Annotated in this window: 15 protein-coding genes; all 15 read right to left on the reverse strand. The window is 48.5% G+C overall.

What is annotated here, in order from left to right; all coding sequences use genetic code 11:
* Nucleotides 1-5: 5 nt before the first annotated feature.
* The 15 genes from yycI to QP794_RS10935 all read right to left on the reverse strand — a co-directional run bounded on the left by yycI (nt 6) and on the right by QP794_RS10935 (nt 18,817).
* Nucleotides 6-749: a two-component system regulatory protein YycI gene (gene yycI, locus QP794_RS10865; RefSeq protein ID WP_024629558.1), complete on the reverse strand. Its 744-nt coding sequence runs from the start codon at nt 747-749 to the stop codon at nt 6-8.
* A gap of 232 nt (nt 750-981) precedes the next feature.
* On the reverse strand, nt 982-2,262 hold the full coding sequence (locus QP794_RS10870; protein ID WP_285076369.1) for a YycH family regulatory protein: 1,281 nt from the start codon (nt 2,260-2,262) through the stop codon (nt 982-984).
* Nucleotides 2,246-4,096 carry a cell wall metabolism sensor histidine kinase WalK gene (walK, locus tag QP794_RS10875; RefSeq protein WP_285076371.1) on the reverse strand — a complete coding sequence of 617 codons (1,851 nt, stop codon included), beginning with the start codon at nt 4,094-4,096 and terminating at the stop codon, nt 2,246-2,248. Before walK ends, QP794_RS10870 begins: the two co-directional genes overlap by 17 nt.
* Nucleotides 4,096-4,818, reverse strand: coding sequence for a response regulator YycF (yycF, locus tag QP794_RS10880; RefSeq protein WP_024629555.1), 723 nt, complete (start codon nt 4,816-4,818; stop codon nt 4,096-4,098). Before yycF ends, walK begins: the two co-directional genes overlap by 1 nt.
* A 277-nt stretch (nt 4,819-5,095) precedes the next feature.
* A complete protein-coding gene (locus tag QP794_RS10885; RefSeq protein ID WP_285076374.1) occupies nt 5,096-6,628 on the reverse strand; it encodes a peptidoglycan DD-metalloendopeptidase family protein in 1,533 nt (510 codons plus the stop codon).
* A 592-nt stretch (nt 6,629-7,220) separates the two neighbouring features.
* Nucleotides 7,221-8,015: a hypothetical protein gene (locus tag QP794_RS10890; protein ID WP_285076376.1), complete on the reverse strand. Its 795-nt coding sequence runs from the start codon at nt 8,013-8,015 to the stop codon at nt 7,221-7,223.
* Between the two features lie 226 nt (nt 8,016-8,241).
* Nucleotides 8,242-9,528, reverse strand: a complete 1,287-nt coding sequence (locus QP794_RS10895) for an adenylosuccinate synthase (protein ID WP_024629552.1) — start codon at nt 9,526-9,528, stop codon at nt 8,242-8,244.
* 441 nt (nt 9,529-9,969) lie between these two features.
* Complete coding sequence (gene dnaB, locus QP794_RS10900) at nt 9,970-11,331, reverse strand: replicative DNA helicase (protein ID WP_024629551.1); 1,362 nt, start codon at nt 11,329-11,331, stop codon at nt 9,970-9,972.
* A 1-nt stretch (nt 11,332) separates the two neighbouring features.
* Entirely contained in the window at nt 11,333-11,776 is a 444-nt protein-coding gene (gene rplI, locus QP794_RS10905) for a 50S ribosomal protein L9 (protein WP_024629550.1), read from the reverse strand.
* A complete protein-coding gene (locus QP794_RS10910) occupies nt 11,773-13,761 on the reverse strand; it encodes a DHH family phosphoesterase (protein ID WP_285076379.1) in 1,989 nt (662 codons plus the stop codon). Before QP794_RS10910 ends, rplI begins: the two co-directional genes overlap by 4 nt.
* 11 nt (nt 13,762-13,772) lie before the next feature.
* Complete coding sequence (locus QP794_RS10915) at nt 13,773-14,684, reverse strand: DUF2232 domain-containing protein (RefSeq protein ID WP_079348522.1); 912 nt, start codon at nt 14,682-14,684, stop codon at nt 13,773-13,775.
* A gap of 5 nt (nt 14,685-14,689) precedes the next feature.
* Nucleotides 14,690-14,992, reverse strand: coding sequence for a MazG-like family protein (locus QP794_RS10920; RefSeq protein WP_024629547.1), 303 nt, complete (start codon nt 14,990-14,992; stop codon nt 14,690-14,692).
* A 263-nt stretch (nt 14,993-15,255) separates the two neighbouring features.
* Nucleotides 15,256-15,681, reverse strand: coding sequence for a CBS domain-containing protein (locus QP794_RS10925; RefSeq protein ID WP_024629546.1), 426 nt, complete (start codon nt 15,679-15,681; stop codon nt 15,256-15,258).
* Nucleotides 15,682-15,869: 188 nt separating this feature from the next.
* Nucleotides 15,870-16,904 carry an LCP family protein gene (locus tag QP794_RS10930; RefSeq protein WP_285076385.1) on the reverse strand — a complete coding sequence of 345 codons (1,035 nt, stop codon included), beginning with the start codon at nt 16,902-16,904 and terminating at the stop codon, nt 15,870-15,872.
* A gap of 320 nt (nt 16,905-17,224) precedes the next feature.
* Nucleotides 17,225-18,817, reverse strand: coding sequence for an MFS transporter (locus tag QP794_RS10935; RefSeq protein ID WP_285076387.1), 1,593 nt, complete (start codon nt 18,815-18,817; stop codon nt 17,225-17,227).
* Nucleotides 18,818-19,047: the final 230 nt, after the last annotated feature.

Raw genomic sequence — 19,047 nt, forward strand, 5'->3', positions numbered from 1 at the left:
ACGCATTACTCCCCTGGTTTGTCTGTCTTGGGACTGAATACATCCCCGCTGATGCCCTGCACATACAACACTTCGCCACTTTCCAGCACGAACCGCCATGCCGGCATCGCTACCTGCATATCTGAATTGAACAATTGGCCGTAATAGCCCAACTGAATATCTTTGACAATCGCATCATTCGGCAAAAAGTTCTCGATCAGCGTACCCAGCGCCTTCGACGCCGGAAGCACCTGCTGATCGCTCTCCTCCGCTGTCGTAATCCGCACCGGAGTCTGACGGTAACCCGTAATTTTCTGGTCGCTGTAGAATAGCTCCAGACTGACATTGAAGAGCGGCCATTTGCCATCCACCAACGGATGAAGCACAAATGCCCCATCCTCTGCCATCAGCTGATCCCATCGGTACGTACCGATCTGGGGAATTTCGTCCTGCAGTGCATCCTCCAGCTCGCTTTGCGAGAAGATCAGCTTGCTGTCCACAGGTTTTTCCAGCCCAACCTCAATGCCTGCCTTGTTATCTTCGATAAACTCATACGACAGCTTCGGCAGCTTCGGTGTTTCATTTGGAATAGGAGCCAATACCTGAATGCCCTTCTCCTCCATCGCCTGCTGTGTATTATCCGCCAGCGAGGTGAAGTCCAGATTGGCTCCGGCCGTCTCCCGCGCATCCATCCAGATCTGGTATCCCAGCACCAGATTAAGCAGCAGGAAGGCATAGATCAATACATTTTTCGCCCGTCCCCAATCCAAAACATTCACCTCCTCCATTTGATAAAAACGACTATTATCACACTTTTCACTCCGCAGTCAGAACAACCTTCCGATCGCTGTTATCCCCAGATTTCTTGATTCCCTTTTCCTAAGGGAGAAATCCGGTGATAAAGGCGAGCGCTTCGCTTCTTCAGGTTTTTTCTGCCCCCTCCGTTAACGTGTGATCTTAAACCTCGCCCGAATATCAAATGGCTTCATATCCTATAACCCATCAAGAAACGGTGGTTTCCTCCCCGCTTCCGAAACGGATTACCCATACCGGGATCAGCTTCAGCCCGTCCTCAATGCTGGATGGACGATACGCTGGATACACGTCTACAACCTTACGGTTGGCACCCGCCACCTTTTGGATGAGAGCCTTCAGCTTGTCCCCACCGGGCAGCTTGACCGATTTCTTCGACTCCGCACCTTCGTTCAGATATTCGAGTGAACGTTCATAGCTAGATACCGTCTCCTGCTGCATTTCCATGCTGATCGTGCCGAACCGGAACTGCATCGAGTCCATAATCGGGAAGCTGCTGTAATATTGCTGGAATTGGAGCTTTGTCTTCGTATCGGTCGTATCCAGCATCATGCGTGATCGACCTTTCCAGCCGCCATGCTGATTGACAAAATCAACCGCGGACAACGCATCCTTCGCTGCATCAATCTGTCCCGCAGGCGGTGCCGCCGGGTCGGTGTAGCTAATCCAGCGTTGTTCCTGTTTGACTTGCAGACTGCGTTTGCTATCCGTATAGATCTCCGAACCGTCTTTTTCCCGAATGTTTCGGGTCATGCTTGGATCAAAGAACAGGCTGCGCTGCATCTGCTCGACAGTGAATTGGCCTGTAGGCACGTCGGCCTCAATGGTTTCCAGTGCCTCCGCCGGGATATAATATCCACCATCCATCAGCGTATAAGGTGTCCAGTTGCTTCCGAAGTCGACGTGCTGCTGTACGTCCTGTACCGTCAAATCCGCCTGCGTTGCCTCGTAGACCACATCGCCTTTGGCGCTAAAGAACAGTGCGTGAGCCTTCGTCTCATTTTTTGCTGTATATATCGAAATCCGGTTAATCGTTTCCCCCTGGAAGAGAGAGTCTGTCCCGAGCCGCATCACGCGCTGTAATAACGCTACAGGGATGCCTTCCTTGAACGACAGCTCAAAGCCAGGATTCTCCTTGCGAATCTGATCCCAGTTGATGGACTGTACGCTGCGACGCTGGAAATCATCAAACGTACGACCCTGCAACCGTGAGTAAATCAACTGGTAGAACGTATTGCCCGGATAAAACACCGTATGTTTGTCCTCTCCCAGATGAATAACCATCTGATCAGGAAAAATTAACTCTTCAATATTGCGCTCCTGACCCATATTCTCGGTCTTCACATAGTTCGTCTCTGACGTGACAATCGAATCTCCCCCACCGGGCAAACGATAGATCAGGAAGTAACTTTGTACCAAGCTGGCAACGACGAGGGAAGCAAGCACCAGAGATTTAATCCGCTCTTTCAAGGTGCTCACCCCCTTCCTCGCGCATCGGAAGTGTGAACGTTACCGTTGTCCCCACGTCCACCTCGGACTCCAGTGAGATATGACCATCATGAGCCTTCACAATTTCCCGGGCAATGGACAAACCAAGTCCTGTACCGCCCATACTGCGGGAACGTGCCTTGTCTACCCGATAAAACCGTTCAAAAATGCGATCCAGATCCCGCTGTGGAATCCCCATCCCCGTATCGGTCACCGATATAGCGAGAGTATGATCTTCATTGCGTCTGGCTGCAATGGTAATCGTGCCACCTTCGAGCGTGTATTTCAGCGCGTTGGACACGACATTATCAAGTACCTGATCAATTTGGTCCCGATCCAGCGGAACCGCTGGAATCCCGTTCTCCACAGAAAGCACTGGTTGAATATCCTTCTGATGCATCTGGAATGAAAAACGGTCTGACACTTCTTCCAGCATCTCCATGATGTCCGTTGGCTGTTTACGCAGCAAAGCTTCCTTGGAATCCAGACGTGACAAGTGCAGCAGATCCGTAACCAATCGAATCATGCGCTCCGTCTCATTCTGAATGACCCCAACGAATCGTCCCGCGAGCTGCGGATCTTCCAGAGCGCCATCATCCAGCGCTTCCGCGTAGCTCTTAATGGTAGTCAGCGGTGTACGCAGCTCATGGGATACATTCGCCACGAATTCACGCCGCGATGCTTCCAGTTCTTCCTGCTCCGTAACGTCCTGAAGCACAGCAATTGTACCCGTAATGCCCAGCTCACGGCGATGAACCGGTGTAAACGTCATACGGATGACAACGGGATCTTCCTGTCCAGCAGGCGCAATCTGGAGAAGCGTCGAACCCGTGAAGCCACTGGCTAACGCTTCAGCATCTTCCGGATCAATGCCGAGCAGTACGGCAAAGTGTCGTCCCTCAATGTCCGCCGGACGCATGCCCAGAATGCTGCTGGCACGCCGATTCACCAGAATGACTTTGCCATATTCATCCGTTGCGACCACGCCATCACTCATATTCGTCAGAATGGACGTCAGCTTCTCCTTCTCCTCTTCGTTCTGGGAGAGTGCATCCCGGAGCCTGCTGGTCATATAGTTGAACGCCCGACTGAGCTGTCCAATCTCATCCGTTCCGAATACAGGGGTCTGCTGATCGAAGTTGCCTTCCGCGACCGCCGTTGCCCTTCGGGTGACTTCCTTGATGGGCTGCGTAATCGTATGTGACAGAATAACACCAAGCACTGCGGTTAATACCAAGGCGATCAAAATGCCGGAAATAAAAATCTTGTTAATGCCCTCCATTGTGGCATATAACTCATTCATCGAGGCGGCGATGTACACCGCGCCGATAATCTTGCCGCCGGATAGCACTGGCTTGGCAACGACCTTTTTGCGAACATTATCCTCGTCTACGATATATTCCTCATTGTCCCGAATGCCTTGCAGCGCACGGCTGACAACGGTTTGAGTATTTTTGCGCCCAACATAGTCCGAATGGGAACTTAGCGAAGTGGTCAGCACTTTGCCGCTGGCATCCAGCACCTGAATCTCGGCCCCGTTAATGTTGAACAGATTGTTTACCAACACACGCAGATTTTCCGTTTTGTCCTCGCCAGCCTCGGCTTCTCCACCAGCCATCGTCTCACCCACAAGCACAGACAGCATCTCGGCCCGCGCCTGCAAATCCTCCGTGAAGTTGCTGGTCAGCGAGTTCTTCATCGCACTGACAAAATAAACGCCGATCAATTGCATCGCAATCAGAATCAGCAGTACATAGATAATAATCAGTTTCGCCTGAATCGTTCGAAAGAACGAAAATCGCGAGAATCGCCCCATTATATCCCCACGCTTTTGGGACTGCGCACGAGATAACCCAGCCCGCGGCGAGTCAGAATCGTTTCCGGTTTGCTCGGGTTCTCCTCAATCTTCTCACGCAGACGACGAATCGTAACATCCACGGTACGTACATCCCCGAAATATTCATATCCCCATACAGCCTGCAGCAGATGTTCACGGGTCATGACCTTACCCGAATGCTTCGCCATGTAATAGAGAAGCTCATACTCACGGTGGGTCAGATCCAGCGGTTCTCCACCTTTGTAAGCTGTATACATATCCATATCGAATGCCAGATCAAATAAACGCATGACCTGCTTCTCCTCGTCTTCCGGCGCCTCAGCCGTGATGGCAAGCTTCTGCCGTCTGCGCATCTGTGCTTTCACCCGTGCGAGCAGCTCGCGTGTACTGAAAGGTTTTGTTACGTAATCATCCGCACCCAGCTCCAGACCGAGCACCTTGTCGATCTCGCCATCCTTGGCGGTCAGCATAATGATCGGCATCTCCAGATGGGCACGCACCTCGCGGCACACATCCATACCGTCCTTACCTGGCAGCATCAGATCCAGCAGCATCAGATCCGGCTTCTCGGATAACGCCAGTTCAACCGCACGAATGCCATCAAAAGCGCAGATGACCTCGTACCCCTCTTTTTCCAAATTAAATTTCAGAATGTCCGCAATGGGCTGTTCATCGTCCACCACCAAAATCTTCCCCTGCATTGGCTGTCTTCACCCCTATATCCTGCTTGATCCGCGTAAGCGGTCTATCTCTCTTATATTTAGCTTGTATCAAAGCCTCGTTGAACTTGTTACTAGCTCGTTCTTTGACTATTGTCCATATCATATGGCTTGTGGCCTATAGTCTATAGTTTACCATACCTGAAGCACCGTCACATCCCGTTCAGGGCCAATGTGTACTCCAAAATGAAAAATTTTTACAGCAGCAAAAAAACAAGGCCAGCATCAACTGCCAACCTTGCTCTGGATTGCGATATAACTAGTTCAAGTATGTCATCGGATTTTCAACCGTTCCGTTCTTGATGATCTCAAAATGCAGATGCGTTCCGGTCGAACGGCCCGTGTTGCCCATTACGCCGATGCTCTCGCCTTTTTCGACGACTTGTCCAACCTTGACACCGATGCTGTTCAAGTGTCCATAAAGTGTTTCGTACCCATTACGATGGTTAATAATAATAACATTGCCATAGCCACTCTTCTGTCCTGCAAAAGTAATCACGCCTTCATCAGACGCTTTCACATCACGGTTACCAACCAGATCGACACCTTTGTGCTGACGACCCCAGCGTTGTCCAAAACTGCTGCTCATCGTAGCGTTGGATACCGGCCAGGCAAATTCGCCTGAACCTTCACCGACTACTTTGGTTCCACTCAGGACCACTTCAGTAACCGCTGCTTTGATGACTTCCTGGCCAAGCCATTCTTCCTGAACGACTTCACCGTTTTCCTTCGTTATCCGATATTGCATGCTTTTCAGACCGCTTTGACCTGGACGCACCACTTTCGTTGTGCCTGCTTTGAGCTCAGCACTTTTGCGTACTTCCACCTGTGGTTTAATCTCGATCTGTTCAACAACCTGCTCCACCGATTTAACGGTAACCGCTGGCTTTGGCACCGTCAGCGTAAGCTCGTCCCCAATTTGCAGCGACGTTTCCTTGATGCCCGGATTATGTTGGCGAATCTCGCTTTGTGTAATTTCGTATTTCGCAGCGATGGAAGAGATCGTATCTCCTTCACGCACGACATAGGTTACAGGCGCGTCTTTACCAACGGTTAAAGCTTTAACCGCCTCGGACACATCCCATAATTTGTTTGGATCAGCCTTCACCACATCTGTTGCCACATCTTCCTTGATGCCAACGGACTTCAGCGTTGTGCTTGGCCCTTCTGCTTTCTTCGATGAGTTTGCCGATACCGACTTCGTCTTGAGCGAACTGCGCACAGCCGATGCCGATATGTACTTGTTCTGCACTTGTTCCAGAATCGCATCAGCTGTTGCCTGATCCTTCACAATGCCGATCACTTCACCGTCTACCTTGAGCTCTACACCCTTGGCATAGGCAGTCAGCATGTCACCGAGCTTGTCCAGCGTCTCATCGCTGTTCACTACGGGCTTGTATGCTTTAATGGTTTCGGTCGTGATACCGTCTGTGTTCAGCACCATTTCCGCTTCTGGATATTTATTTTGGAATTCCTCAGTTTTGTCTGCAAATAATTTCTGTAATTGCGCCTCATCCGTGATGGTGCCAATCTCATTGCCTTTGACCATCACTTTGTAATATGGAACGGTGTTTGCAGCAACGTATTGTTTGCCTGCGAATCCGATCGATGCAGCGATGAATAAACCGCATGCTGCTGTAATGATCCATTTGCGCGAGGCCAGAACGCGCTTTTTGTTACCACTGAAGTTGGACATGCTCATGTTGTTTTTGTCTTCGGCCGTCCGGTGTTCCCCGGATTGTTCGTGTTCCCGGTTCTTGCCCGGTTGGCGTATGCCTCTGAAACCTTTCATGATTCTCTCCTTTTCAGCACTTCTTAGTTCGCATTTCTGTCAAGACATCACCCATTGTGTCTGTCCCATGCTTGTCGATATTTGGATTCGGGTGTCCGCAAATCAGGACTTTAGCTGCGCACATAAAAGTGTCAAAATTTTAACCTTTTATCACACCCGTATACTTTAACACAGGTTTTACACTCATTTCAACTGTACTCGTCACAGCGCAAAGCCGCGCCACGCATGGTTTTCCTGTATTATCCATAAGATGGAAGATGGCTTTCGCTCCCCATATTGCCCTTTTTTCAGGTATACTATGTACTTTTGATCTTTTTTTAAGACTAGGTTCTAAGACCCACTATAATGTGTTTTCTTTTTCATAAAAATACAAGTGGAAAATCCCTTGCCAGATCATCTCTGGTAAGGGATTTCATGAAAGTCATGCTATAGGATGCCCGAATTGGTAGGATTATATGCTAACCATTTTTTAGCATTTTATTACTGGAAACCAAACTTGCTTCAGCCTCAATTCCCCGAATTCGATCTGTTCGATTTCTATGGAATATATATCTAGCAAGGGATTGCCGAACTGCTCCTAGAACCTTTTGATTTATTCCGCCTGAAGGACTTCCATCAGGTTATCGTATTCTTCACTGGTCAGATACTTGGAAATCACCTGCTCAATATCACGCAGCTCCTGTTCGGTCAGGCCACCTTCCATGGCACTTGAAATCTGCTGCATTTCTTTCTGAGGCAGCTTGTTCATCAGCAGACTGAAAATCTTTTCTTTTTCCTCCAACGGGAGCTTATCCTTCTTGCCTGTAATGTCATCCGGGGATACTACAATCTCATCATTCCCTGAAGAAGCCGTACCATCGGAACTCGTACCTGTTCCGTTTCCCGATGCTGTACTATTGCCAGCTGCTGTTCCTGAATCGGTACCCGTGTTTGTGCCAGCATCTGCATCTGCGTCTGTTCCCGTACCAGTGCCGCCCCCTGAGCTAGACCCCGTAGCGGAAGAGTCTGTTCCTGAAGTTGTCCCTTGATCCCCGTCTGAGCCTGTATCCTGTCCTGTGCTGTTGTTGCCTGTGCTGGCGCCGGACTCTCCGCTCCCTGTCCCATTGCCCATGACAGATATCGCATCTTCCGGAACATGTTCCTTTTCCGCTCCTGCCGGCTGGTCTGTCGTGCCCGTTCCGGGCTTCTTCTCTTCAACAGCTTTACCTCCCAGTGCCCCCTGAAACATAGCCGTTAACCCCATAGACTGGCCTTCCCACTGAATATTGAAACTCGCCAGCAGCGATTTTACGTAAGACTGAACAATTAATCCGGTTGTCAGCAAAGTCAACGAACTGACCAGCATCACGGTAAGTACAACTTTAATAAACCATTGAAGCAACTTCATTCCCGTTCTCTCCCTCCGTTTTCCGACCCCATATCACATTTAATATTCAGGATCTATGAGTCTACTGTTACCCAGTATTGACGGAAATTCGGGGATTATATCAGGAAGGCACGCGAAAAACCCCAGCCATCGCTAAAATCAAGCGATAACTGGGGCTCTATGGTGCCCGTTTAGGCAAATTAATTAATAAATGTCTACCTTAGCGTTGCCGGGTTAGCCTAACTGCTTATTCGTAGATAGGAAGAACCTGATTCGTTTGTTCACGATTACGGCCTACAGAGAAGATCGCAATTGGAATACCTGTCAATTCGGAAACACGTTTCACATAGTTCTGTGTGTTCACAGGCAGATCTTCCAGCTTCTTCGCCGTAGTGATATCTTCACTCCAGCCTGGAAGCTCTTCGTATACTGCTTCACATTCTGCCAGCATTTTCAGGCTTGCCGGATAGTGAGTGATAACCTCGCCGCGGAATTTGTATCCTGTGCAGATTTTCACCGTTTCCAGACCTGTCATTACATCCAGGGAATTCAGGGAAAGACCTGTAATGCCACTAACACGACGTGCGTGACGAACAACGACACTGTCGAACCAGCCGACACGACGCGGACGTCCCGTTACCGTTCCGTACTCATGTCCCGTCTCACGGATTTGGTCACCAATTGCATCATGCAGCTCTGTAGGGAAAGGACCATCTCCTACACGTGTTGTGTAGGCTTTAGCCACACCGATAACTTGCTGAATACGAGCTGGGCCAACGCCAGAACCGATACATACCCCGCCTGCAGACGGATTGGATGAAGTAACAAATGGATAAGTTCCTTGATCAAGATCCAACATAACGCCTTGTGCACCTTCGAACAATACTTTTTTGTCCTCATCGATGTATTCATTGAGCACTACTGATGTATCACGAACATAAGGACGCAGAATTTCGGCATATCCGAGGTAATCTTTCAAAATTTCTTCTACATCTACAGGCTCGCCGCCATAAACTTGCTCGATTACGCGGTTCTTTTCTTTGACCAAATGACGCAGTTTCAGCTCGAACTCTTCCGCATCAAGCAGATCAACCATACGAATACCGATACGAGCTGATTTGTCCATGTAACATGGGCCAATTCCTTTGCCTGTTGTACCGATTTTGTTCGGGCCTTTGCTCTCTTCTTCCAATGCATCCAATACCATGTGATATGGCAGGATGATGTGTGCGCGTTCGCTGATAGACAAGTTTTTCGTAGTAAAGTCATTGTCATGAATATAGTTAATTTCTTCAATGAGTGCTTTCGGGTTGATAACCATACCGTTACCAATTACACATGCTTTATCCGTGTAGAAGATACCCGATGGGATCATCGTCAATTTATATTTTTTGTTATCGATCAGAATCGTGTGTCCTGCATTGTTACCGCCTTGGTAACGAGCAACCACATCTGCGGATTCCGCCAAATAATCCGTAATCTTGCCTTTTCCTTCGTCTCCCCATTGCGTTCCCACTACAACTACCGTTGACATAGTACATACCTCCGTGGGTGCCTTGCGCACCTTTGTATTGGTCTGTCCGTCCTCTATCTCGGCAGGAATTTGAAGTGAAATTACCGGCGGAGAAGCGTGCTAACGGACAGTGAAAATCCCCCTCTATTTACATCCAAGGGAAGGTTTTCGCTGCTTTAACGCAGCAGTACTAGTGTACCAGTCCCTTTTTTCAAAGTCAAATCAAATGGCGAACAATTAGATATAGTCACACCCTAATGTTCGGAATTGACTCGATATTCCGCCACAAAAAACCGGCGAAGCCAGTCAAAACTTGCTTGACGGCTAACCCCGGTTAACAATACGTATTCCCATCCAACGCTTATGTCGTATTCACCACGTATTTATGAGTTCATAGAATCTAATGGTTGATGTCGGGACAGACGATTTCACTTCCCTATCGAAGCAGTCTGTGCCTGTCCCCTACATGGCAAAGGCATCATTATGTGCCCGCTCGTAGTTAACGAATTTATTAAAGTTCTTCAGGAAGACCAGTTCTACCGTACCTACCGGACCATTACGCTGTTTGGCGATAATAATCTCGATAATGTTTTTCTTCTCGGTCTCCTGGTTATAGTAGTCATCCCGGTACAGGAACGCTACGATGTCAGCATCTTGCTCGATCGATCCTGATTCCCGCAAGTCACTCATCATCGGACGTTTATCCTGACGTTGCTCTACACCCCGGCTCAGCTGAGACAAGGCAATAACCGGAACTTCCAATTCCCGGCCAATCTGTTTTAGTGTACGTGAAATCTCGGATACCTCTTGTTGACGGTTCTCCCCGGCTTTACCGCGTCCACTAATCAGTTGAAGGTAGTCGATCAGAATCATGCCAAGGCCTTTCTCTTTCTTGAGACGACGGCATTTGGCACGAATATCAGCTACGGTAATCCCTGGCGTATCATCGATGTAGATGTTTGCTTCGTTCAAAGCTGCAATACCCATCGTGAGCTTCTGCCAATCTTCATCACCTTTGAAATCACCCATACGCATGACACCTGCATCCAGATTAGCCTCTGCACAGATCATACGCTGCACGAGCTGTGCGGCTGACATCTCCAGACTGAATATAGCAACCGTCTCCTGGGCCCGAATGGCTACATTCTGAGCGATATTCAAGGCAAAGGCGGTTTTACCTACAGATGGACGTGCCGCTACAATGATCAAGTCACTCCGTTGGAATCCGGCGGTCATTTTGTCCAGATCGATGAACCCAGACGGAATGCCCGTTGTGGTGCCCTTGTTCTGATGCAGCGTCTCCACACGATCGAATACTTCCATCAGTACATCCTGAATGGCTATAAAACCACTGCTGGAACGTCGGTTGGAAATCTCCAGAATGCGCCGCTCTGCTTCTCCAAGCATAGCCGCAACATCCTCGCCGCCCGTGTATCCTTCACTTACAATCTGCGTAGCCGTACGAATCAGGCGACGCAGCATGGATTTCTCTTCAATAATCTGAGCGTAATAATCCACGTTCGCGGCAGTCGGTACACCATGAGCCAGCTTCGCCAGATAACTGACGCCGCCAATGTCCTCAAGCTCGCCTTTATCCTTCAGAAGCGAAGTCAGAGTCACGAGGTCAATCGGTTGATTTCCCTCGCCAAGCTGGATCATCGCTTCAAAGATTAATTGATGGGGTTTATCATAGAAATCCTCGGTTTGCACCCGTTCCATCGCTGTAATCAGGGCCTCGCCCTGCAACAGGATTGCACCCAGCACGGCCTGTTCGGCTTCCAGGTTCTGTGGGGGAATCCGGTCGAATAACATTTCGCCGCCCATCTTACTCCTCCGTTACCTGTACCTTCAAGGTAGCCTTCACTTCAGGGTGAACCTTGACGGTGACTTGCGTTACGCCGAGTGTGCGAATAGGCTCGTCCAGTTCGATTTTGCGTTTGTCGACTTTCAGACCTTTCGCTGCCAGAGCTTCAGCGATTTGTTTGCTCGTGATTGCACCGAACAGACGGCCGCCTTCGCCGGATTTTGCTTTTAGTTCAGTCACTTCAGCTTCCAGCTTTTTAGCCAGAGCTTCCGCTTCTGCTTTCTCTTCCTGTTTACGTCTGTCTTCCGCTGCCTTCTGGTTGTCCAGTGTTTTCATGTTTCCGTCTGTTGCTGGACGTGCGATTCCCCGTGGCAGAAGGAAGTTCTGTGCGTATCCCTCGGACACTTCCTTCACTTGCCCTTTTTTCCCTTGACCCTTCATATCTTTTATAAAAATGACTTTCATTCGAACAGCCCCTCTTCCTTTTCGATTTCAGCCAGTACGTTCGTCAGCCGTTTTTCTGCCTCTCCAAGCGTTCCTTCAAGCTGCACGGCAGCATTTGTCAAATGTCCGCCACCGCCCAGTCGTTCCATAACCACCTGAACATTCATGCGCCCCAGCGATCTCGCGCTGATGCCAATCAGTCCATCCGGACGTTCACTAATGACAAATGAAGCGACCACGTCGGTCATATTGAGCAATGTGTCCGCCACTTGAGCGATCATCATCTGTGGAATCTTGTTGCCAGGGTCCGTGACCGCCAGCGCAATGTTCCCGTATACCATTTTAGCATGCTTTATGATTTCTGCCTTAGCAATATATTCTGACAGATCTTCCTTCATGAGCCGCTGAATCATGATCGTGTCTGCACCACTACGACGCAGGAAGCCTGCCGCTTCAAACGTTCTCGAACCTGTGTGGAGTGCAAAATGCTTCGTATCCACTGTAATTCCGGCTAATAACGCCGTCGCTTCCAGCGGAGTGAATTGTACCTTGTCATGAATATACTGAAGAAGCTCAGTCACCAGTTCCGCAGCCGAGGAAGCATATGGCTCAAGATAGATTAGCACTGCATCGTTAATGAATTCTTCACCCCGACGGTGGTGATCCACAACCACGACACGTGTAGCGGATTGCACCAGCTTCGGCTCCATGGTCATGGATGCCTTATGCGTATCCACTACAACAAGCAGCGTATGTTCTGTCATCATCTGAGTAGCCTGTTCCGGTAACACAAAAGCTTTGGACAATTTCTCATCCTTGTTCACCTGTTCCATCATGCGTTCAATGGATGGGTTGGGCCCGTCCAGCACAATTCGTGCCTCTACATTGTAGAGACTCGCCGCTTTCCATACCCCAATAGACGCGCCAATCGCATCCATGTCGGGCATTTTGTGGCCCATGATAATTACCCGGTCGCTCTCCTGCATCAGATCACGTAATGCATGGGCGATAACCCGGGCTCTTACCCGTGTTCGTTTCTCCACCGCGTTGGACTTTCCACCGTAAAAGGACAACCGTTGTCCAGATTTTACGGCAGCCTGATCGCCACCACGACCAAGTGCCATATCCAGACTGGACTGAGCCAGTTCTCCCATCTCACTGATGGTATCCGAACCAAATGCCAGTCCAACACTTAGCGTCATCGGTACTTTAAGATCAGCGGTCATCTCCCGGACTTCATCCAGAATGACGAATCGGCTCTGCTCCAGCTCCTGCAAAGACTTATAATTCAGCATCATGAGATAACGATCAGAGGAGAGGCGGCGCAGGTAAACCTCATACCGTTTCGCCCAGGACGTAATCTCACTGGTTACACGAGCAATCAGCGCAGTCCGCTGTTGGTCGTCCATGCCTTGAGAAGCCTCGTCCAGATTATCGAGAACCAGAATGCCCAGTGCAATGCGTTCATTCTCATATTTATCACGTAGAATGGCTAGCTCCGTAATTTCGTAGACATATACATACCGCTCCTGCGGATTATGAATGACTCCATAATAACGGTCATCCAGTTGGAACTCGTCATGAAGTTCCTTGGACGACTCCTTGTTCCCATCCTTCTTCTCCTTCGGTTGAGGAAGTTTGGGAAACAAATTTTGCAGCGGATTGCCCACCATCGTCTTTTCCTGGAACATGTCCGCGACGAAGCGGTTATGCCACTCTACCGTACGATCCTCACTGTACAGCACAATACCGAATGGAAGCATGCTGACCGCTTCCCCCTCCATCCGCTTAATCCGAATGGACAGGCCATTAATGTAGTCGTTAAGCTCACGACGGAACGCGAGCTCCGCCTTAATCATGACGATTCCCAGCGCCGAAGCCAGTATCAGACTAATCAAACCAAGCGTCCAGTTATAGATGGTCACGGACATAACAAGCAGAAGCAGCAGTATGAACGCCCATACGGTATAGTAGCCGTGCCAGCGTTTCTTCAGAAATTTAGGCATGACTCATCACCCTATCGTTTTGGTTTCGATATTGCCTCGCGAAGCGGGAACGCCAGATCGATAATCCCGATAATCCGCAGCGGTCCAATGAAGAAGACTGCTGCCGCCAGCAAATACGGTACAACCGGATTCCATTTCTTTGCATGTGAGAGAAAGAAGAAGAAGCCGATAGCCTGAATCATGAAGCCCAGATTAATCAGAGGCGACAGGTTCATGGCAATCATGGTCCAGTATGTTCCATCACTTTGTCTGGATATCACCTCGAACAACAATGCCAGGAAGTAATACCAGATTAGTGCACGCGGCATACGCCATTCACGCGCAGGTGGAAATTTCGGTACAACCACGCCCATAACGTTCAGAATCGGACGTGCAATGAGATGTGTAATTAGAGCCATGACCAGAGACGTGACCACCAGGGCGAACGGAATCATAAGCTGCGTCTGCCTAGCAACATCCTGAGTCATTTCAGGTGTCCATACAAACCCATTTACCATCTGACTGGATGTATTCGTCAAGGGTTCAATCGTCAATCTAACCACATCATCAATATAACTCGACAAATCAAATTGGAAGATTACACTACCAATCAACAAAAGCAATAGATATTCGGCCAGCATGGTTCCACTTCCAACCATTAGGGCGAACAGGGCCGATTTCTTTTTCTTATACGCATTGCCCATAACAATCGCGGGCAGGGTGAACAAAAGCAGTAATAACAGATAAATTGGGCTAAACACGACCAAAATAATCGCCACTGGGACGAGATGCCATATAAATGATTTTACAGGTAATGAAGCAAACAAAATAACTCCTGGTATCATCATGAAAAATATGGCCAAAACCGATAAAGGAGTTAACAGCGAAAGTAGCAAGAGCAGATAGACTACGCTCCAGACAGCTGATTTAAAGCTAAATTTCAACAAATTCACCTCTTACGCATGTGATCTTCTAGCGCGGAAATATCCTGGTACCAGTCTTCCAGCTGGTGACCTTCCTGTTTATGCTTTTTCAATTTCTCAACAAGCAGTGCATCCAGATCCTTGAAAGGAATACCGAGCCTGCGGCCCAATATGTAACTACTCATCATCAAACTGGCGAGACTGTCCCCGATTCGGGTTGTGCTGCCTTCCCATAACGCTTTGAACAATCGGGATACCTGATCAAGCACTTCGGTTTTAAGCCATTCAATCACTTTAGCGCGTTTGGCTACATCCAGTTCTTTAGGCATATTGGCGAAAGTCACTCTCCCCGAAAAAGCTTTATTCTCCATTATAGCATAAAAAGGGGGGCCGCAAAATTACCCCAAAAAGCGGAGAAGTCCTCCGAAACTCATTTTAGGAACTTTGCGGGGACCCCATACAACGAATTCGCATTTTAACTTGTAGAAATTCATTTAAGTTCGATCTTGTTCAGCTCTTCTTAAGTTTAACATGATACCGGACGGCTGTGATTATCCACGCTGTTGCAACAATATTGAAATTTGTTTTCGGCTTACTTCACTTTCATGGATTCCTTCGCTACAATGCCTTCGCAATATTCAATAATCTGACTCCGTCTTACGATCCCAATGAAGCGCTCCATATCATCGACAACCGGCACAAAGTTCTGAACCTTGGCCAGATTAATCAAGTCCTCCATATTGGCTTCAATGGATACTGGCTTGATATCCAGGCGAAGTGGGACGTCTTTAAGCAAAAATTTTGAAGCGTTTTCAAATGAGATCTTTCCCTCGGAGTTCTTCATATACCACAACAGGTCACCCTCGGTTACCGTGCCAATATACTTGCCTTCCTTATTCAAAATGGGCACCGCCGTGAACCGATGATATTCCATTCGTTCCAGCGTTTGCCGCAGAGTAGAATCCGACGTTACACATGTAACTTCCTGTTTGGGCAGCAAAAAAAATGCGATGTTCATACCCGTACGTATCCTCCTTGTGAATTTCATCATTCAGCTTATCTCACTCAACTTATATCATACGAATCAGAACGCCAGATGTTCCAAAAGGACAACATTCAATTCCTTCTACAAAGAAAAAAAACAGCAGTCCGCCAATAAACGCACTGCTGATCATTCTCTGAAACATAACGTCTGTATGGAATTGGTTATTCGATCTTCTGCCGGTCAGGAATCATCACTTCACCGGCTGGGGTCGATTCATCCATCCAGTTGTTAATCAGCTCTTTGGCATATTGGACGTCTTTCTCATCTGCCTTGCCGTAATAAATTCCGTCTTTCCGCATCCCTTCGCCCAAGATAGTGAAGCTTGAGATTTGCGGTTTTTCCTGCGTCAGTACCTGTTTGGCCAGATCAATAATGAAGGAAGGCTGCATATCCGTCTGGAAGCTGTCTCCCATAATCTGAATCAATTCCGGAATTTTGCTGATGGCATTCAGATTAAGCATCTCATTCGCCATCGCATTCAGGAAAATTTGCTGCCGCTTGGTCCGATTAAAATCGCTATCCTCGCGGTATCTTACATAGTAAAGTGCTTCCTGTCCGTCATAGATCGGCTTGCCGCCTTCTATCGTGAACTGTACATGATCCGGGTTCTTGTTCACAATGTCCTCATCGATCGGCAGCTTCACGCCACCAAGTGCATCAACGACTTTTTTGATCCCGTCAAAGTTAATCGTTGCATAGTAGCCTACATCCGCATCGAGAAACTTCTCCACCGTATTGATAGACATATTCTCCCCACCGAAGGCGTAGGCATGCGCAAGCTTGTCATAATCATCCTCGCCATCCTTGTTGGCATCACGTCCAACAATCTGAACATAGGTATCGCGCGGAATGGATACCAGAAGTACACGGGATTCTTTCGGACGAACAACGGCATAGATGACCGTGTCAGAGCGTCCACGTGTTTTCTCATAAGCACGTTTGTCCGAACCCAGCAGCAGCACCGAGAACGGTTCTTTGCGATATACGGTTGGATCTGGCGTATTGTTACCCTCCTGGGGAACATAGGAACGGGACAACTGATCTTCAACTGAACCAGCGAGAAACAGATCGAAGGCTGCTACAGCAAGCTGCTGACGAAACAAATAGCCCCCGATTAACAAAACAACGAGCGAAACGAGCGTTATATATAGACCTTTTCTTCTTTTCTTCTTCTTATCTTTAGTTCTGCTTTTCATCCATCGATTCCTTCTTCACTGTCAAAATGAAATTCGATACTGCCTGCTATATAAGCTGAATATAACTTGTCCTGACCCCGCAATGGTCCAGTTTTAATTATTCATTCAACTTATATAATTACCATTAAACGTGCGGAATGGCTTGTGACACGGTGTTCTCTGAAGTTTTCTCTATCTGAAAAGAAAGCGCCGCTCACGCTCGTTCTATTGTAATCATTGCTGGATGATGAAAAGTTACAATACGGTTAAATTGAAAAGAACAGCCCCCTTTTTTACTGGCAAAAGGAGCACTGCTCTCTTGATGTGGAATGTCCAACCATTCAGTTTGTTGATGCGGTCTCTACAAGATTCTGTTTCTCTTTATGACGCTGACGTCCTGTAATAAGCGCAGCCACCAGCGTGAGCACACTGAAAATGACCGCAGACCAGAACAGCCCACTATACCCCTCACCGGTTGTCTGATGAAGAGCCTGTAGCAGCACATCTCGAATGCCCGAATCCGGAATTTGAGAGAGTCCTTCGGTTATGCTGGAAATATCGCTTCCTGAAGCTGCGCTGCCACCAGATGCATATTGTTGAAGCGCTTCGGGTGGCACCTGAATGCTCTGATCTGCGAGTCCTTGTTGAATATTGGATCCCAGGTTGGAGAAGGAACGAGCCAGAAAGCCGGCAAAAATGGTTGGCGCGATTGCCATAGCCATCTGACGGAACAAGGAACTGGTCGCCACCGCAATACCTTTGTTGTTCTCACCCGCCTGTTCGGTAACGAGCACGTTCACCGGAGCTCCCAGCATCATACCGAAGCCGATCCCCACGAGCACACTCGCAATTACGAATTGCCAGATATGCTCTACCCACAGCGGGAAGAGCAGGAAGCCGATAGCCGACAGTACTCCTGCCACGGATAAGGTCCAGATTGGCCCTTTGCGGTCAACCAGATAACCCCCACCCCCTGCACCAATTCCTGAAGCCAATGCAAGCGGCGTAAACCAGTAGCCGGAGGCTGTGTTGGATACCCCGAGGTATTGCTCAACAAAGCCTGGAATGAAGATCACGGATGCCAGAATGGCTCCGGAGAAAAAGGCAATCAGCAGCGTCCAACGAAAGGACGCAATGCCCAGAAGTTGTGTAGATACAACAGGTTCACGTTGTGATCCTTCAAGCCTTTTTTCAAGAAAGTAGAAGAGGGCCAGAATGACCACACCTGCCAGAAAAAAGCCATAGAACATCGGCGAGCCAAGACTTTGCAGCATATTTACGCCATCCAGATTGCTGAAGCTGTACATCAGACAGAGCACACCCAACGTCAGGACCGCGATACCGCTCCAGTCCACCGCCTTACGGCTCAACTCCTGTTCTTCATGAATATAACGAATACCTGCAATAAACAGCAAAATGGCGATCGGTACATTGATCAAAAACAACCAATGCCAATTCCCCGTGATATCGAGGATAAAGGCACCAATATTCGGCCCAAGAATCGCGGCAACCCCGTTCATCCCTCCCAGAAGACCCAAGGCTGTGCCCTGACGCTCCGCTGGGAACTTGCTTAATACGTAAGAGCTCGCAATGATAAATATCCCGCCACCGCCCAACGCTTGGATGACACGAGCCATCAGGAAGAAGGTAAAAGATGTGCTTAGCGCAACGAGTAAAGACCCGATTCCGAACAAAGCTACTTCAATCAGAAACAGCTTCTTGCGTCCATAACGGTCGGAAAGCTTGCCTGCAATCGGCACACTCACCGCGAGTCCAAGCGTATAGAGCGTAATTGTCCATGCTCCCCACGTCGGCGACACGCCAAACGATGCATTTAGAGTGGTTAGAGACGAGGTGATAATTCCGTTATCCAGCGCAGCCATAAACACCCCGATAGCAAATAGGATAAGCGGCCATTTCATTTGTTTTTGCATCACATGTTTCCTCCCCGATCAGATTGCAATCCAGTAGTGTAAGGCTGTAATGATACATATATATTAAACTAAACCGAATAATAATGACTCATTGGTCATTTTAAAATGCAATTATCCCATATGTCAATTTGTTGATATGTTTGGAACCCATTTTGGACACCACGTTCATTCACCACCCTACTCCACAACAAAAAGCCGTCCCTCGGGTTAATTAGAACCTGTGGGACGGC

Origin of the sequence: Paenibacillus sp. UMB7766-LJ446 (assembly GCF_030226665.1) — a bacterium.
GTDB lineage: Bacteria > Bacillota > Bacilli > Paenibacillales > Paenibacillaceae > Paenibacillus > Paenibacillus vandeheii.

Excerpts from the sequence above, each read along its gene's own strand:
- yycF (WP_024629555.1), bottom strand. The coding sequence starts at position 4,818 with ATGCAGGGGAAGATTTTGGTGGTGGACGATGAACAGCCCATTGCGGAC.
- QP794_RS10930 (WP_285076385.1), bottom strand. The coding sequence starts at position 16,904 with ATGAAAAGCAGAACTAAAGATAAGAAGAAGAAAAGAAGAAAAGGTCTA.
- rplI (WP_024629550.1), bottom strand. The coding sequence starts at position 11,776 with ATGAAAGTCATTTTTATAAAAGATATGAAGGGTCAAGGGAAAAAAGGG.
- QP794_RS10890 (WP_285076376.1), bottom strand. The coding sequence starts at position 8,015 with ATGAAGTTGCTTCAATGGTTTATTAAAGTTGTACTTACCGTGATGCTG.
- QP794_RS10920 (WP_024629547.1), bottom strand. The coding sequence starts at position 14,992 with ATGCCTAAAGAACTGGATGTAGCCAAACGCGCTAAAGTGATTGAATGG.
- walK (WP_285076371.1), bottom strand. The coding sequence starts at position 4,096 with ATGGGGCGATTCTCGCGATTTTCGTTCTTTCGAACGATTCAGGCGAAA.
- QP794_RS10895 (WP_024629552.1), bottom strand. The coding sequence starts at position 9,528 with ATGTCAACGGTAGTTGTAGTGGGAACGCAATGGGGAGACGAAGGAAAA.
- dnaB (WP_024629551.1), bottom strand. The coding sequence starts at position 11,331 with ATGGGCGGCGAAATGTTATTCGACCGGATTCCCCCACAGAACCTGGAA.
- QP794_RS10885 (WP_285076374.1), bottom strand. The coding sequence starts at position 6,628 with ATGAAAGGTTTCAGAGGCATACGCCAACCGGGCAAGAACCGGGAACAC.
- QP794_RS10910 (WP_285076379.1), bottom strand. The coding sequence starts at position 13,761 with ATGCCTAAATTTCTGAAGAAACGCTGGCACGGCTACTATACCGTATGG.
- QP794_RS10935 (WP_285076387.1), bottom strand. The coding sequence starts at position 18,817 with ATGCAAAAACAAATGAAATGGCCGCTTATCCTATTTGCTATCGGGGTG.
- QP794_RS10925 (WP_024629546.1), bottom strand. The coding sequence starts at position 15,681 with ATGAACATCGCATTTTTTTTGCTGCCCAAACAGGAAGTTACATGTGTA.